Origin of the sequence: Nocardia transvalensis, assembly GCF_015477765.1 — a bacterium.
Taxonomy (GTDB): domain Bacteria; phylum Actinomycetota; class Actinomycetes; order Mycobacteriales; family Mycobacteriaceae; genus Nocardia; species Nocardia transvalensis_A.
This window is the reverse complement of the sequence record NZ_JADLQQ010000007.1, coordinates 346,054-361,504: the sequence shown is the minus strand read 5'-3', so window position 1 is coordinate 361,504 and position 15,451 is coordinate 346,054. Positions and strand designations below refer to the sequence as shown.

The 15,451-nt window shown below is 68.5% G+C and carries 13 protein-coding genes; 6 read left to right on the top strand and 7 right to left on the bottom strand.

Annotated features, from left to right (window positions below; genetic code table 11):
• The gene (locus IU452_RS22460) at positions 1-756 is read right to left on the bottom strand and encodes a thioesterase II family protein (protein ID WP_195111093.1); all 756 of its coding nucleotides are present in this window, start codon (positions 754-756) and stop codon (positions 1-3) included.
• A gap of 34 nt (positions 757-790) precedes the next feature.
• Between IU452_RS22460 and IU452_RS22455 the strand changes: the two genes are divergently transcribed.
• Positions 791-2,173 (top strand): CoA transferase, encoded by a 1,383-nt coding sequence (locus tag IU452_RS22455; RefSeq protein ID WP_195111092.1) that lies wholly within the window; start codon positions 791-793, stop codon positions 2,171-2,173.
• Between the two features lie 25 nt (positions 2,174-2,198).
• On the opposite strand, the gene IU452_RS22450 is transcribed toward IU452_RS22455, so the two are convergent.
• Positions 2,199-2,771 (bottom strand): TetR/AcrR family transcriptional regulator, encoded by a 573-nt coding sequence (locus IU452_RS22450; protein ID WP_195111091.1) that lies wholly within the window; start codon positions 2,769-2,771, stop codon positions 2,199-2,201.
• Between the two features lie 103 nt (positions 2,772-2,874).
• Here IU452_RS22450 and IU452_RS22445 point away from each other — a divergent pair, with 103 nt between their 5' ends.
• The 3 genes from IU452_RS22445 to IU452_RS22435 are packed head-to-tail and all read left to right on the top strand — an operon-like array spanning position 2,875 to position 6,115.
• Positions 2,875-4,089: an FAD-dependent monooxygenase gene (locus IU452_RS22445; protein ID WP_195111090.1), complete on the top strand. Its 1,215-nt coding sequence runs from the start codon at positions 2,875-2,877 to the stop codon at positions 4,087-4,089.
• A gap of 43 nt (positions 4,090-4,132) precedes the next feature.
• Entirely contained in the window at positions 4,133-5,152 is a 1,020-nt protein-coding gene (locus IU452_RS22440; protein WP_195111290.1) for a nucleoside hydrolase, read from the top strand.
• A 15-nt stretch (positions 5,153-5,167) separates the two neighbouring features.
• Positions 5,168-6,115, top strand: coding sequence for an amidohydrolase family protein (locus IU452_RS22435; protein ID WP_195111089.1), 948 nt, complete (start codon positions 5,168-5,170; stop codon positions 6,113-6,115).
• On the opposite strand, the gene IU452_RS22430 is transcribed toward IU452_RS22435, so the two are convergent.
• Together IU452_RS22430 and IU452_RS22425 are read right to left on the bottom strand one after the other, a co-directional pair.
• Positions 6,066-7,628 (bottom strand): adenylate/guanylate cyclase domain-containing protein, encoded by a 1,563-nt coding sequence (locus tag IU452_RS22430; RefSeq protein WP_195111088.1) that lies wholly within the window; start codon positions 7,626-7,628, stop codon positions 6,066-6,068. The genes IU452_RS22435 and IU452_RS22430 overlap by 50 nt on opposite strands.
• 28 nt (positions 7,629-7,656) lie before the next feature.
• Positions 7,657-8,061 carry a hypothetical protein gene (locus IU452_RS22425; protein WP_195111087.1) on the bottom strand — a complete coding sequence of 135 codons (405 nt, stop codon included), beginning with the start codon at positions 8,059-8,061 and terminating at the stop codon, positions 7,657-7,659.
• A gap of 190 nt (positions 8,062-8,251) precedes the next feature.
• Here IU452_RS22425 and IU452_RS22420 point away from each other — a divergent pair, with 190 nt between their 5' ends.
• Positions 8,252-9,046: a potassium channel family protein gene (locus IU452_RS22420; RefSeq protein WP_195111086.1), complete on the top strand. Its 795-nt coding sequence runs from the start codon at positions 8,252-8,254 to the stop codon at positions 9,044-9,046.
• 12 nt (positions 9,047-9,058) lie between these two features.
• On the opposite strand, the gene meaB is transcribed toward IU452_RS22420, so the two are convergent.
• From meaB to mutA, 3 genes are all read right to left on the bottom strand, one after another.
• On the bottom strand, positions 9,059-10,081 hold the full coding sequence (gene meaB, locus IU452_RS22415; RefSeq protein WP_228818520.1) for a methylmalonyl Co-A mutase-associated GTPase MeaB: 1,023 nt from the start codon (positions 10,079-10,081) through the stop codon (positions 9,059-9,061).
• A gap of 80 nt (positions 10,082-10,161) precedes the next feature.
• Positions 10,162-12,435, bottom strand: coding sequence for a methylmalonyl-CoA mutase (gene scpA, locus IU452_RS22410; protein WP_195111084.1), 2,274 nt, complete (start codon positions 12,433-12,435; stop codon positions 10,162-10,164).
• Positions 12,436-14,295 (bottom strand): methylmalonyl-CoA mutase small subunit, encoded by a 1,860-nt coding sequence (gene mutA / locus IU452_RS22405; RefSeq protein ID WP_195111083.1) that lies wholly within the window; start codon positions 14,293-14,295, stop codon positions 12,436-12,438.
• A 429-nt stretch (positions 14,296-14,724) separates the two neighbouring features.
• Here mutA and IU452_RS22400 point away from each other — a divergent pair, with 429 nt between their 5' ends.
• Positions 14,725-15,414, top strand: a complete 690-nt coding sequence (locus IU452_RS22400) for a TVP38/TMEM64 family protein (protein WP_195111082.1) — start codon at positions 14,725-14,727, stop codon at positions 15,412-15,414.
• Positions 15,415-15,451: the final 37 nt, after the last annotated feature.

The following is a 15,451-nucleotide window of genomic DNA, read 5'->3' as shown; positions in this document are numbered from 1 at the left end:
TCACCGCAGCCGACTACTCACGAATCGCGCCAGCTCGGGCACCTTTTCGTCGAGGTAGAAGTGCCGCCCGGGAAACAGCGCCAGGTCGAACTCTCCGCTGGTGTGGCGACGCCACTGCTCGGCCTGCTCCGCGGTCACGGTGGGATCGGCGTCGCCCAGCAGCGCGGAGACACTGCAGCGCAACGGTTCTGCGGGCCGATAGGCGTAGGTCTCGACCGCCCGGTAATCGCTGCGCACAGCGGGCAGCACGACCTCGGCCAGGCTGGGTTCGCTGCGCAGGATCGCCACCGACTCGGGATCGTTGGCCAGCCGCTCCAATTCGGCGATCAGATCCGCGTCCGAACCCTGGTGCAGCCGATTCGAATACGGCGCGTCGGGGGCGATGCGCCCGGAGACGAACAGGTGAATCACCTCCCGCCCCTTGGCTTGCAGCCGCCGCGCGGTCTCGAAGGCCACGGTGGCACCCATGCTGTGCCCGAACACCGCCACGCGCGGCCATGCGGTCCATGCCAGCAGATCGCCGACCACCTGATCGGCCATGGCCGTCAGGTCCGGGATCATCGCGTCACCGAGCCGATCCTGCCGCCCCGGATACTGCACCGCGACAACCGCGATCCCCGTGCCCAGACGCTGCGCCAGCGGTCGATAGACACTGGCCGAACCACCGCCGGGCGGGAAGCACACCAGCACCGTGTGCGCCTCCGGCCCGCCGCGCAACTGCCGCAGCCAGGTGGTATCGGTGATATTTCCCTCCACGATTCGGCCTCCTGGACGCACTACTGTTCGGATTGTGGATGCACATCAGCGATTGGTCGACGACTACGAGTCCGGGGTCGGCGTCTCGGCGACGAGTATCCCCCTCACCACCGATCCCGGCGCGTATCTCGCTGCGACACTACCTGTGTGGCCGTTGGCGGCCGGGAGCGTCGCGGCATTCGCGGGTGCGGCCGACCGATGGCGGCTGGCACGCGGGCTGGAACCGTTGGGCCACAAGCTGGTTCCCGAACGGATCGCGGCCTCGTTCCAGAGCGACAAGCTGATGCGCCTCGACGGTGCACCGGTCGACGCCTTCGCCGAACTGTCCGGCTTCTTCCGCGCCGCCGACGGCTGGATCCGCACCCACGCCAACTATCCTCACCATCGCGCCCGGCTGCTGGCGGTCCTCGGCCTGCCCGACGACACCGACAGAGCGGGTGCCGCCGAGCGCATCGCCACCCTGTCCGCCGCCGATATCGAGGATCGCGCGGCCGAGTCGGGCGCGATCGCCGTGCGCGTGCGCACGCAGCAGGAATGGGCAGGCAGTCCGCAGGGACGAGCCGCCGCCGCGGGACCCCTCATCGCCCTCGATACTCGCGACGATGACGGCGAACCCCTCGCCCTTCCGGCCCCGACCGCGATGCACCCCCTGCGCGGCCTGCGTGTCCTCGACCTCACCCGCGTCATCTCCGGCCCGGTCGCCACGCGCGCGCTGGCCCTCCTCGGCGCCGATGTGCTCCGCGTCGACCCGCCCCACCTGCCCGAACTCGGGTTCCAATACGTCGACTTGTGCCAGGGCAAGCGGTCGGCCCTGCTCGACATCCGCACCCGGCTGCCGCAGCTACTGGACCTGCTGCGCACCGCCGACGTCCTGATCACCGGTTACCGCCCCGGCGCACTGGAATCCGCCGGGATCGCCGCCGCGACCACCCGCCCCGGCATCGTCCATGGCCGAGTCTGCGCCTGGAGCGAATCCGGTCCCTGGGGTCACCGGCGCGGTTTCGACAGCATCGTGCAGGCCGCCTCGGGCATCTCGATCGTCGAAGCGGCCGATCCCGATTCGTCGCTGGGGGCACTCCCCGCCCAGGCCCTCGACCATGCCACCGGCTATCTGCTGGCCGCCGGTGTCCTCGATGCCCTCACCGCCCGCGCCGCCGACGGCCGTGGACGGGATGTACGGGCGGCCTTGGCCCGCACCGGATCCTGGCTGCTGCAGGCACCGGGCCGCACGCCTGACCACCCGCCCGCGCAGGTGGTGGGCGCCGACACCACCGTCATCCACGGCACCACGGTCACCGCCCGCCCGGCGCTGGCCGAATACCCCGACTACCCCTGGCCCGCTCACCCCTATGGTGAGGACGAACCCGCTTGGGATGCTGAGCTTTCACCCGATAGCCGCCGTGGCTCGCACCCATGATTCCGGCATGCTGTCGGCCGGGATCTCATTTGCCGCGCAACGCCTTGACCGCCAACTCGATGTCCTCGCTGGTGAGTAGGTCGCTACTCGGGGCCAGCAGCCACATCATGGTCAAGCCCTGAAACAGGAAGAAAAAGAACTTGGCCAGCGCCCGAGCTTCCTTGCCGGACAGGTCGGGATGCTGTTCGCGCAGCACCGCGGCAAGATCGGCGTATGCGCCCTCGGACGCATCCGACAGGTACACCTGCAGTTCCGGCGAGCGCATGATGATGGCGCCGTTCTCGTAACTCAACACCAGCTGCTCGCGCTGCTGCTGCGCCACATCCAGCATGCCGTTCCAGGTGGGCACGATCGACTCCCACAGCGAACGCCCCTGTCCCGCATCCCGGATCGCCGCCTCGATCGCATCGCCGATCAGAGTCCCGGTCGCCTCGGTGATCGCCTCGGAGATCAATCGGTCCTTGGAGCCGAAGTGGTAGCCGATGGCGGCGAGGCTGACACCGGCGGCGGAGGCGATGTCACGGGCGGTCACCTTGGCGAGGCCCCGCTCGAGGATCGCCCTGCGTGCACCCGCCAGGAGGTCTTCTCGGTTTCCCATCACCCCACCCTATCAGCGGCTTAGACAAATGTTCTAGACACTCGTCTCATCGTCGTGTTACACATTTGTCTAAGACGTTGGAACCAAAGACAGGAACGACATCATGAGCACCCCCACCACCCCGCATATCCTCGTCTCCGGCGGTGGTATCGCCGGTAATGCCGTTGCGCTGCAACTGCTTCGGGCCGGTATCCGGGTCACCGTCGTCGAGCGGGCCGCCGCTCCGCGCCCGGGCGGGCAGGCGGTGGATCTGCGCGGCCCCAGCCGCGAGGTGGCCGACCGGATGGGCCTGATGCCGGGGATCGACAAACTTCGGGTGCACGAGGTCGGGTGGGCCTACGCCGATGACAATGGCAAGGTCTATGCGCGGATGACCTCGGACATGTTCGGCGGCGAGGGCCCCGCCGCCGAGATCGAGATCTCCCGCGGTGATCTCAACCAAGTGCTGCTGGATCTGCTCGCCGAGCAGGGCGGGGACCTGGACTACCGCTACGGTGACCGGATCGAGGCCGTCGATCAGGACGACCACGGCGTCGAGGTCGCCTTCGCCTCCGGCCGCAGTGAGCGTTTCGACCTGCTCGTCGGCGCCGACGGTGTGCATTCGGCGACGCGACAGCTGGTGTTCGGGCCGGAGGAACGGTTCGCCACCCATCTCGGCGGCTACATGTCCTTCTTCACCTTGCCCACGCCCGCGGGCATGGAAGAAGGCTGGCTGACCGGGGTCACGGTACCGGGCGGATTCTTCGGCATTCGACCCGATCGCGATCCGGCCACTGCCAAGGCGATCATCGCCCTGCGTGCCGACGCGGATCCCGCATTGCACCGGGATGCGACGGCCCAGCAGCGGTTCATCCGCGAACGCCTCGCCGATGCGCGCTGGCGGGCCCCGCTGATCCTGGACGCCATGGGCGAGGCGCCGGACTTCTACTTCGACGAACTCGCCCGCATCGATATGCCGACGCTGTCGTCGGGGCGGGTCACGCTGCTGGGCGATGCGGGGTTCTGCGGGTCGCCGCTGACCGGGATGGGCACCGCGATGGCGCTGGTCGGCGCCTACATCCTGGCCGGTGAGATCGCTGCGGCGCCCGGCGATCTGCCCGCGGCGCTGGCGCGCTACGAGCAGAAGGTCACGCCGTTCCTGGACAAGGCCAAACAGCTGCCCGGCGGCGGCATCACATCGCTGTGCCCCAACACTCGGCTGGGGGTGTACCTGGCACGCACGCTCATGCGGGTGGTGACCTCGCGACCGATGCAACCGCTGATGGAGAAGATGTTCAAGCCCAGGACCGAGGGCTACGTCCTGCCTTCCTACGAGTAGGAAGGCAGCCGCTAGGCTCGTTGTCGTGCGGCAGAAGATCATCATGGATGTCGACACCGGTATCGACGATGCGCTCGCGCTGCTCTACCTGCTCGCGAGCCCGCAGGCCGAGATCGCCGGAATCGTGTCCACGGCAGGCAACGTACCGGCGCCCCGGGTGGCGGCGAACAATCTCGCGCTGCTGGATCTGTGCCGGGCGCCCGAGATCGAGGTGGCCCTGGGCGCCGAACAACCCCTGGCGATCGCGCTGCGCACCACCGAGGACACCCACGGACCGCAGGGCGTCGGCTACGCCGAGCTGCCGCCCTCGCCCCGGGCTCTGTCACCGCGGGCGGGCGCCCAACTGTGGGTGGACCTCGCCCGCGCACATCCGGGAGAGATCGTCGGACTGGCCACCGGACCGCTGACCACGCTGGCGCTGGCGCTGCGGCTGGAACCCCGACTGCCGCTGCTGCTGCGGCGATTGGTGGTGATGGGCGGCGCCTTCAATTATCCGGGCAACACCACACCCACCAACGAATGGAATGTGCACGTCGATCCGGAGGCGTGGAAGGAGGTCTTCGACGCCTTCTCCGCCGCACCGGCCGATCGCCGCCCCCTCGTGTGCGGCCTGGACATCACCGAAACCATCGAGATGTATCCCGAGCACCTGGTGCGGCTGGCCGAACGCGCGGAAAGCCTTCCGGTGGAGCGGTTGTCGGCCGACGACACGCCCGGGGCCGAGTCGAAGGCGAGCAATCCCCTGATCCGGTTCGTGACCGACGCGGTGCGGTTCTACTTCGAATTCCATCGCCGCTACGACCAGGGCTACCTCGCACATATGCACGACCCGTTCGCCGCGGCGGTCGCGCTCGATCCGGCGCTGGCCGTCATCCGTTCGGCCACCGTGGATGTCGAGTTGGCGGGCACGCTCACGCGGGGTGCCACGGTCGCCGACTGGGCGGGAATGTGGGGCCGCGACTTCAATGCCGACATCGTCGTCGGCACCGAGCCGCGGGAGTTCTTCGATCGGTTGATCGCCCGGGTGGGCGATTACGCGCGTGCGGTATATCCGCCCGCATGACCTCAGGGAGATTCGGTGACCGTCAACGGCGACGACATCAGCTACACCACCGGCTTCCGTGAGCGGCTGGGACTGCCCGCACTCATCGACGTGCATACGCATTTCATGCCCGATCAGGTCATGCGCAAGGTGTGGGCCTACTTCGACGCCGCGGGCCCGCTGACCCGGCGTGCCTGGCCGATCACCTACCGCGACGAGGAGCAGGTGCGGCTGAAGACCTTGCGCAGCTTCGGAGTTCGCGCCTTCACCTCGCTGGTGTATCCGCACCGGCCGGACATGGCGGCCTGGCTCAACGAGTGGGCGGCCGATTTCGCCGCGCGCACCCCCGATTGCCTGCACACCGCGACGTTCTATCCCGAGCACGGGGCCGACAGCTATGTCGAAGCGGCCATCGAGGCGGGTGCGCGAGTGTTCAAGGTGCACATCCAGGTCGGCGACTTCCACCCCGGCGACCCGCTGCTGACCCCGGTCTGGGGAATGCTGTCCGACGCCGGGATTCCCGCCATCGTGCACTGCGGGTCCGGCCCGGTGCCAGGCCAATTCACCGGACCGCAGCCCATTTCATCTCTGCTGCAACGATTTCCGCGACTGCGGCTGATCATCGCGCACCTGGGCGCTCCGGAGTATTCCGAATTCCTCGACCTCGCCGACCGATATCACGGTGTCCACCTCGACACCACGATGAATTTCACCGACTTCTTCGAGTCCGCCGACCCCTTCCCCGACACCGAACTCCCGCACCTGCGCGACCTCGGCGACCGCATCCTGTTCGGCAGCGACTTCCCCAACATCCCCTACACCTACCCCCACGCCCTGCACGCCCTCGAACGCCTGGACCTGGGCGATGACTGGCTCCGAAAAGTCTGCCACCACAACGCCTCCCGCCTGTTCGATCTCGGCTCAGGACCGCACACTAGCGGGGTCGCGCCAGACGGGTCGGGGCCAGGCGACCGCGTAGAGTGACCGATTCGCCCGGCTCCCAATGGGTTTGCTCGGACGGGTCGGCGGCGTCGACGGTCGATGCCGACGCGAGCACGCGGCCCGGGTCGAGTTTGGCGAGCTCACACAGACGGGCGGCCTCGTTGACGGGGTCGCCGATGACGGTGAATTCGTAGCGCCGGTGCGCGCCGACGTTTCCGGCCACCACGCGTCCGGCGGCTACTCCGATACCGGCGTCGAATTCGATTGCCGCACCGGACATCCGGGCGCGGATGGCGCGCGCGGCGGCGAGTGCGGCGCCCGGTGCGTCGGCCACGGGAGCGGGCGTGCCGAAGACGGCCAGCGCAGCGTCGCCCTCGAACTTGTTGACCAGGCCGCCGTGGCCCTCGACCTCGTCGACGACGATGTCGAAGAATTCGTTGAGGATGGTCACGATCTCGGGTGCGGGCCGGGTGGCCGCCATCCTCGTCGAGCCGATGATGTCGACGAACAGCGCTGCCGCCTCCAACTCCTGGCCGCCCAGTTCCGGATTGCGGGCCAACGCCGCGGCGGCGACCTCGTGGCCGACGTGGCGGCCGAACAAGTCACGCAGCCGCTCGCGCTCGCGCAACCCCTGAACCATCCGGTTGAATCCGCTCTGCAACTCGCCCAGTTCGGTGCCGTCGTAGACGGTGATCGCGACGTCGAGGTCGCCGTCCTCGACCCGGCGCAGGGCGTTGCGGACCCCGCGGATCGGCGCCACGGTCGCCGCCAGCGTCTGCATCATCAAGATCAGACCGAAGACCAGCGTCGCCCCGCCCAGTGACAGGATGCAGACGGCCAGGCGCTGAGTGCTGACGTGCACACCGGACAGGGCCAGCACCGCCACCGTCATCAACAGCGCCACCGGCATCCCGGAGCCGACGATCCACACCAGCACCGACCGCCCGAATACGCCGATGCCGCGCCGTCGCCGCGACGGCGCGGCGTCCAGCACCCGAGCGGTCACCACACGCAGCGCAAACTCCGCGATCAGGTAGCTGTTCGCGCACACGACGACCGCACTGACCCCCGCGCCGAGCACGAATTTCGGCACGAACGCCGGATCGCTCCAGGCATACAGTGGTGTCAGCACCACCAGTCCGACGAACCAGAGCACCGCCTGCTGCACCACCAGCCGGCGCGGCACGGCGGTGGCCGAGATCTGTTCCCGCTCGGTCGGAATGCGGTCGGGGTCGGTCGCCCAGCGCAGCGTCCGCAGCCCCGACGCCGTCCCCCACACCAGCCCGACGAGCAGCGCCAGCGCGATATAGGCCGGGGCGACAACGAAATTCAGCAGCGCCAAGGACCAGCTGAGCACCGACGGCCCCGGTAGCACGAACGCGATCAGCACGATCGCGACGGCGATGCCGACCACATTGGCCATGATCAACGGCACGGTCAACAGCGCCTGCACCCGGACCCGTCGCCGCACGGATCCCTCGTCGGCAGGACCCAGCAGCCGCGAACCCCACGGGGCGGGGCCGAGCGCCGCGGGCGTCACGTCATCGTCGACCATGGGTGCAGCGTAAGCGGCGCCGCCGCGCTCACGCCGGAAGGGCGGCCACCAGCCCGCGGATGTAGTTCACCCGCTGCTCGGTATCGAATACCTGTGCCGGGGTGCCCACCGGCACCTGCGTCGCATAGTAGAAGCCCTGCGCCTGCACGCTGACCTGGACGAACCCCTCCAGCCGTTGCTCCCGAATCGCCAAGAACAGCAGACCGAGGAAACAGAAGACGACGAACAGCACCGCGAGCACGATGGCGTAGGTGGGAATGCGCTCGCGCACGGTGGTCTGCTGCGTCACGATCCAGGTGGTCCCCGCCAAGGAATATTCGCCGTTGGGTGTGTACACCCGCGTCGCACTGCAGGCGATATCACCCACCGTGACCAGGATCTGCGGGTCCGCAGGAGGCAAGGGCGGCGGCCCCGCGATCGAATTCCGAGCCATAGCCACGCTCCTTCGCTCCGACGGAGGAGCTCCTCCCCCGCCTCACGTCGGCCGGCGCGTCCTCGGTGCCGGGCAGCGCCAGCAGAGGAACCTTTCACGCTACTCCCCAGCTATCCGATCCGAGACGGAAATGTGCTACTCGGAAGGTTTCGGTCACATGCGTCTGCCCTTCCCCGATACGGATGACATCATGCCCAACTCGGAAACGCCCACACCGCAACCCCAGCCCCCGGACGACGCCCGCCGCCTCGCCTGGGAACGGGCCACCAATGTCCCGCTCACCGCCTTGGCCGTGCTGTTCCTCGCCGTCTACGCGTGGCGGGTGCTCGACACCTCCCCGCACCTGGATATCTGGCTGACGCGCATTGATCTCGCGATCTGGATTCTGTTCGCCGCCGACTTCGCGATCCGGTTCTCCCTGTCCACCGACCGCCTGCGATTCGTCCGGCAGAACCCGATAGATCTGCTGGTCGTGCTGCTCCCACCGGCGCGTCCGCTGCGGCTGCTGCGCGCGGTTCTGCTCGTCCTCGGCGCGGTGGACCGCCGCACCCGCACCCATACGCGTATGCGCCTGTCCCTGTTCGTCGCCGCGAGTTCGGTACTGGTGCTGCTGCTGTGCAGCCTGGCCCTCTACGACGTCGAACGCGGTGCCGAGGCCGCCACCGTCACCAGCTTCGCCGATGCGCTGTGGTGGTCCGCGGTCACGGTGACCACCGTCGGTTACGGCGACTACTACCCGGTCACCGGGGAGGGCCGCCTGGTTGCGCTGGTGCTGATGACCTTCGGCATCGGCGTGGTCAGTTTCGCCATCGGCACCACGACCAGCTGGATCGCCGACAAGCTGAAGGCCGTGGAGGCCACCGGCGAGCAGTCCGAACGTGAGATCGGCGTACTGGTCGACGAGATCCGTTCCCTGCGTGCGGAATTGGCGCAGATGCGGGCCGAGATCCGGCGGGACGAGCCGACCGGCCCCGCACCCACCTGACCATCGAGCCCCTCAGCGGGCGTCGAAGGCGCGCAGGATTTCCTCGGCCGCCAGTGCGGGCGTGAGCGAGCCGTCTCGGACCTGCTTCTCCACTTGGGCGCGAATGGCTTTCACCTGAGGGTTGTCGGCCAGCCGTCGCAGGAGTTGGTCGTTGACCATCGTCCAGGTCCAGTCGACCTGCTGGCGGCGGCGCTTCTCGGCGAATTCGCCCGCCTCGGTCAGCACCCGGCGATGCTCGAGGACGGTGTCCCAGAACTTGTCCAGGCCGGTGCCGTTCAAGCCGCTCATGGTGAGAACCGGTGGCCGCCACAGCGATTCGCGTGGGTGGATGAGCCGCATGGCGCCCTGGAGTTCGCGGGCCGCGGCACGGGCCTCCACCTCGTGCCTGCCGTCGGCCTTGTTGACCGCGACCAGATCGGCCAGCTCGAGCACGCCTTTCTTGATGCCCTGCAACTGATCCCCGGTCCGGGCCAGGGTGAGAAAGCAGAACACGTCGACCATATTGGCGACGGTCACCTCCGACTGGCCCACACCGACCGTCTCGACCAGGATCACGTCGTATCCGGCGGCCTCGAGCAGCACGATGGTCTCCCGGGTCGCTTTCGCCACGCCCCCGAGGGTTCCGGCGGTCGGCGACGGCCGAATATAGGCGTTGCGCTCCACCGCCAGCTTCGCCATCCGCGTCTTGTCGCCGAGAATCGATCCGCCGGTGCGGGTCGAGGACGGATCGACCGCCAGCACCGCGACCCGATGCCCCTGGCCGATGAGGTAGATGCCCAGCGCATCGATGAACGTCGACTTGCCCACCCCCGGAACGCCGGTGATGCCGACCCGATTCGAGTCGACCGCCTCGGCGTCCGAGGTCACCGCCAACAGCAGCCGCTGCGCCAGCTCCCGATGGTCGGCACGCGTCGACTCGACCAGCGTGATGGCCCGCGCCAGCGCGGCCCGCTCCCCCTTGCGGACCGCATCGGCCAGCTCATCGACGTCGATTACGCGCCGCTTGCCCCTTGCCTCGGCCTCCGGCCGAGGCAAGGGAATGGAGGAGCCCGACCCCGACGAGGGAACGGAGGAGCCCGAGCCAGATGGGGGCACAGTCGGTTCTGGTCGCTCGGTCATTCGGCTGAGGTGGATTGTGCTGCGTCGCTGCCGATCTCGTGGCCGAGTTCGGCCGCCAGTTTCTTCAGCAGGTCTATCGCCGCATCGGCAATCACGGTGCCGGGCGGGAAGATCGCCGCGGCGCCCGCGCGGTACAGCTCGTCGAAGTCACCGGGCGGGATGACGCCGCCGACAATGACCATGATGTCGGGCCGCCCGACCTCGGCCAGTGCCTGCCGCAAGGCCGGCACCAGCGTGAGGTGGCCCGCCGCCAGCGACGACACGCCCACCACGTGCACGTCGTTGTCGGCCGCCTGCTGCGCCACCTCCTCCGGGGTCTGGAACAGCGGGCCCACGTCGACGTCGAAACCGAGGTCGGCGAAGGCGGTGGCGATCACCTTCTGCCCGCGGTCGTGGCCGTCCTGGCCCATCTTGGCCACGAGGATGCGGGGTCGGCGACCCTCGGCCTCGGCGAACTCCTCCACCAGTTCGATGGCCCTGCTGATATTGGTCACCTTCCCGGCCTCCTCGCGGTAGACACCGGACAGCGTGCGAATCTCGGCCTGGTGGCGTCCGTACACCTTCTCCAGGGCATCGGAGATCTCACCGACGGTCGCCTTCGCCCGCGCGGCATCGATGGCCAGGGCGAGCAGGTTGTTGGACATCCCGCCCTCGGACGAGGCCGCGGCCCTGGACAATTCGGCCAGCGCCCGCTCGACCTCGGCGCTGTCGCGGTCGGCGCGCAATCGGCGCAGCTTCTCGGCCTGTTCGGCACGCACGCGCGAGTTCTCGACCTTGAGGACCTCGATCTGATGATCCTCCTCGACCTGGTACTTGTTCACCCCGATCACCGGCTGCTGCCCGGTGTCGATGCGGGCCTGGGTGCGGGCGGCGGCCTCCTCGATGCGCAGCTTCGGAATGCCCTCCGAAATCGCCTGCGCCATACCGCCGTGCGCCTCCACCTCGGCGATGTGGGCGCGGGCCCGCTGGGCCAGTTGATGGGTCAGCCATTCCACATAGTACGAGCCGCCCCACGGGTCGATCGGCCGAGTCGTGTTGGACTCCTGCTGAATCAGCAGCTGAGTGTTGCGGGCGATGCGGGCGGAGAAGTCCGTCGGCAGGGCCAGGGCCTCGTCGAGGGCGTTGGTGTGCAGGGACTGAGTGTGGCCCTGGGTCGCGGCCATCGCCTCCACACAGGTGCGCGCGACATTGTTGAAGACGTCCTGTGCGGTCAGCGACCAACCCGAGGTCTGCGAATGGGTGCGCAGCGACAGCGATTTCGGGCTCTTCGGCTCGAACTTCGACACCAGCTCGCTCCAGAGCAGCCGTCCCGCACGGAGTTTGGCGACCTCCATGAAGAAGTTCATGCCGATCGCCCAGAAGAACGACAGCCGCGGCGCGAACTGGTCGATCTCCATGCCCGCGTCGAGACCCGCGCGAATGTATTCGACACCGTCGGCGAGGGTGTAGGCCAGCTCCAGATCCGCTGTCGCCCCGGCCTCTTGGATGTGGTAACCGGAGATCGAGATCGAGTTGAACTTCGGCATCTTCGCGCTGGTGTAGGCGAAGATGTCGGAGATGATCCGCATGGAGGGCTTGGGCGGATAGATGTAGGTGTTGCGGACCATGAACTCCTTCAGAATGTCGTTCTGAATGGTTCCGGCCAGCTGTTCGGGCTTGACGCCCTGCTCCTCGGCGGCCACCACATACAGCGCGAGAATCGGCAGCACCGCGCCGTTCATGGTCATCGACACCGAGACCTGGTCCAGCGGAATGTGATCGAACAGCTCCCGCATGTCCAGAATCGAATCGATGGCCACCCCGGCCATGCCGACGTCACCGGTGACGCGGGGGTGGTCGGAGTCGTATCCGCGGTGGGTGGCCAGGTCGAAGGCCACCGACAGACCCTTCTGTCCGGCCGCCAGGTTGCGCCGGTAGAAGGCGTTGGAATCGGCGGCGGTGGAGAAGCCCGCGTACTGGCGGATCGTCCACGGCTGGTTCACATACATCGTCGGGTACGGGCCGCGCACGAACGGAGCCAGACCCGGCAGCGAATCCAGCGGATAGCCTTCGGCGACAATGCGATCCCGGTCGGCCTTGGTGAATACCGGTCGCACGTCGATGCCTTCGGGCGTGGACCACATCAGCTGTTCGGGCGCATAGTGATTGGCGGCCGCGGCCGCCCGCACGAACGCCTCGACTTGTTCGGCATCGGCCGGCGCGGCTTTCGGCGCACCCAGCGGCACGTCGGCGAAACTGCCGATCACATGCTTGAATTCGCGTGTCGTCATCTATGCTCCCAGCTTCTCGAGCAGGCCGGACAGCGCCGCCACCGCATCCATCCGGGCCGTGAGGAATCCGTCGGGCCGCTGCGTGCCCGCCAACTCGGCGACGGCCTTCTCCGGCCCGGCCAGCAGCACCGTCGCCACTCCGGCGGCGCGCAACTGTTCCACCGCCGCACCGGCTTCGGCGCCGTAGCGGGCGTCCGAGCCGCACAGCACCGCCATCGAGGCGCCGGATGCGGTGACCGCATCGGCGATCGCGCCGATCTCCAGCACACCGGGATTGGTCGTCTGGATACCGCCGGAGGCGAGCAGGTTGGCGGCGAAGGTGACCCGCACATTGTGTTCGGCGACCGGGCCCAGCGGCACCAGCAGCGCATACGGGCGCGATCCGTGCGCCGCCAGATACGCATCGGAACGGTTACGCAGTTGCTCGAAGGCCGAGCCGTAGCGGGCGATCGAGCTCGGCACTCGCGCCGCCTCCGACAGCGGCTCCTCGGCCAGATTCGGGAATTCGTTCACGCCGGTCACCGCCGTCTTGCGGTGCGCCACATCGGATTCCCGGCGCGCCCGCGTCTCCGCGATGCGGTCGCGCAGCAGCCCCGAATCCAGCGCCGCCCGGTAACCCCCGGCGCGCTCGATCTCCTGCATGAACTCCCACGCCTTGCCCGCCAGCGCATCGGTCAGGCTCTCGATATACCACGAGCCCGCGCCCGGGTCCTGCACGAATCCCAGATGCGATTCCTCGAGCAGCAGCAGCTGGGTGTTGCGGGCCATGCGGTTCGAGAACGCCTGCGACACACCGAGTTCGCCCGGCGGCAGCGCCGAATCGAAGGGCTGCACGGTCACCAGATCCGCGCCGCCCACTCCCGCGCCGAAGGCGGCCAGGGTGGTGCGCAGCATATTCACCCACGGATCGCGCTGGGTCACCATGGCCTCGGAGGTGACCGCATGCTGTGGCGCGTTGCCGCGGTCGGGCGCCCCCAGCTCGTGCGCGATCCGCGCCCACAACCGCCGCGCCGCACGGAATTTCGCGATGGTCTCGAACTGGTCGTCGGTGGCGGCGAAGCGGAAGCTCAGCTGGCTCAGCGCGGTCGGCGCGTCGATACCGGCCTCGGTGAGCACCCGCAGGTACTCCAGGCCCGCCGCGATCGCCGCACCGAGCTCCTGCGCGTCGGAGGCACCGGCGTCGTGAAAGACGGTGCCGCACACGACAATCGCGCGCACCGACTCCGGGCGTTCGACCGCGTGGCGGACCAATGTCACGGTCTCGTCGAGATCGATATCGACGGTTCCGTCGAAGCGGCTGGTCAGCGGTGCGGCACCCAGGCCGATCCGGATCTCGCCGCGCTGGTCCGCCTGGTATCCGTCGAGGATCGAGAACAGCTGTGCCGCTGCGGCACCGGCGTCGGGACCCGCGTCGAGCGTCAAGGGCGCCAGATCGAACAGCAGGCCGCGCAATGCGGTGCCCAGCTCCGCCACCGGCACGCCGTGGTCGCCCACGGCCAGCCAGAGCGCGCTGACCCCGTTCTCCAGTCCGGCCATGATCTCCCGGTTCACCTCGGCCGCGTCGCGGCCACCGAACCGGGCGCTGACGAACCAGCCGCGGTGCACATCGCGGGTGGCGTCGTTGCCGCGCACGAACGGGAAGTGTCCGGGCAGCGGTGGCTCGGGCAGCTCGTCACGGCGCGTGTAGAGGGGGGCGACGGTCAGGCCGTCGTAGGTCGAGACCGCGAGCAGCTGCTCCGGCTCGTCACCGAGCTCGGCCACCTCCACCTTGCGGGACTTGGCCAGCACCCCGGCCACACCCTTGCGCCATGCGGCATATCCGGGCACCGGATCGGCGCCCGGATCCGAAGCAATCGGCATCGCTGCTGTTCCTCTTCCACTCGATCCGATACCTTCAGCTGTACCGGATGCCGGCGTGTCCGCCCAACCCTTCGCACCGACTTCGCAGCCCGCTGTGTGTATGGTTCGCAGCGCGCCGTGGCGGCCGTTCGAGCAGGTCAGTAGCCACGTAAGTTAACGAGCATTCTTCTGTTTCCTCTGATGCTACAACGCGTCTCGCCGACCTCTGCCTCAGTGATACCCGCCGCGGTGCCCTCCGCATGCATATGGTTTCCCGATCACTGGGCAAATCGGGGCAGGCACGGTTGTGTGACACGTCACAGCCGTCCGGCCCGGACAGCATCTCACCGGACGGCCGCGCCTCGAACGCCGGGTCCCCGCAACAAAGTTCGATCGCTGTTCGGACCTCCGTTCCCTGGAGGCGGAATTCGCACAGGTAGCCTGACTGCTGTGCTGAGGAGAATTCGCGACCCGCGCATCCTGGCGCTGATCCTGCTGGGCGGTGCTCTGGTCGTGGTCACCTTGCTGGCACCGCACCCGGCCCCGCAGCAGATCCGGGATTGGGCACAGTCGGTGGGTCCGCTGTTTCCGGTGGTGTTCTTCCTCGTGCACGCGATCGTCACGGTGACGCCGTTCCCGCGCACGGTGTTCACCCTGACCGCGGGCCTGCTGTTCGGTCCGCTGCTCGGGATCACGGTGGCCGTGGCGGCGACGACGGTCAGTGCGGTGCTCGCACTGCTGCTGGTGCGGGCCCTGGGCCGAGAGCAGGTCGCGGCCCGGCTGAGCCATCCCGCGATACGCGCGGTCGATCGGCGGCTGGCCAAACGCGGCTGGCTGGCGGTGGGCTCGCTGCGATTGATCGCGCCGGTCCCGTTCTCCATCATCAACTACTGCGCGGGCCTGTCCTCGGTGCGCCTACTGCCGTATCTCCTGGCCACCCTGGTCGGCATCGTCCCCGGCACCATCGGCATGGTGGTCCTCGGCGACGCCCTCACCGGCCGCACCGACCCCGCCCTCCTGGCCCTCTCCGGCACCTGCATCACCCTCGGCATCATCGGCCTGATCGTCGACGCCCGCTGGAACGCCGCCCAATTCACCGACCCCACCGAAACCCCCACCCCCGAACCCGTCGACGCCTGATCCCGCCCGAGATCTCGGCCCAAAGCACGCCGGCACG

Coding starts and splice junctions, on each gene's coding strand:
- IU452_RS22450 (WP_195111091.1), bottom strand. CDS start 2,771: ATGGGAAACCGAGAAGACCTCCTGGCGGGTGCACGCAGGGCGATCCTC.
- IU452_RS22445 (WP_195111090.1), top strand. CDS start 2,875: ATGAGCACCCCCACCACCCCGCATATCCTCGTCTCCGGCGGTGGTATC.
- IU452_RS22440 (WP_195111290.1), top strand. CDS start 4,133: ATGGATGTCGACACCGGTATCGACGATGCGCTCGCGCTGCTCTACCTG.
- IU452_RS22430 (WP_195111088.1), bottom strand. CDS start 7,628: ATGGTCGACGATGACGTGACGCCCGCGGCGCTCGGCCCCGCCCCGTGG.
- IU452_RS22425 (WP_195111087.1), bottom strand. CDS start 8,061: ATGGCTCGGAATTCGATCGCGGGGCCGCCGCCCTTGCCTCCTGCGGAC.
- IU452_RS22420 (WP_195111086.1), top strand. CDS start 8,252: ATGCCCAACTCGGAAACGCCCACACCGCAACCCCAGCCCCCGGACGAC.
- scpA (WP_195111084.1), bottom strand. CDS start 12,435: ATGACGACACGCGAATTCAAGCATGTGATCGGCAGTTTCGCCGACGTG.
- mutA (WP_195111083.1), bottom strand. CDS start 14,295: ATGCCGATTGCTTCGGATCCGGGCGCCGATCCGGTGCCCGGATATGCC.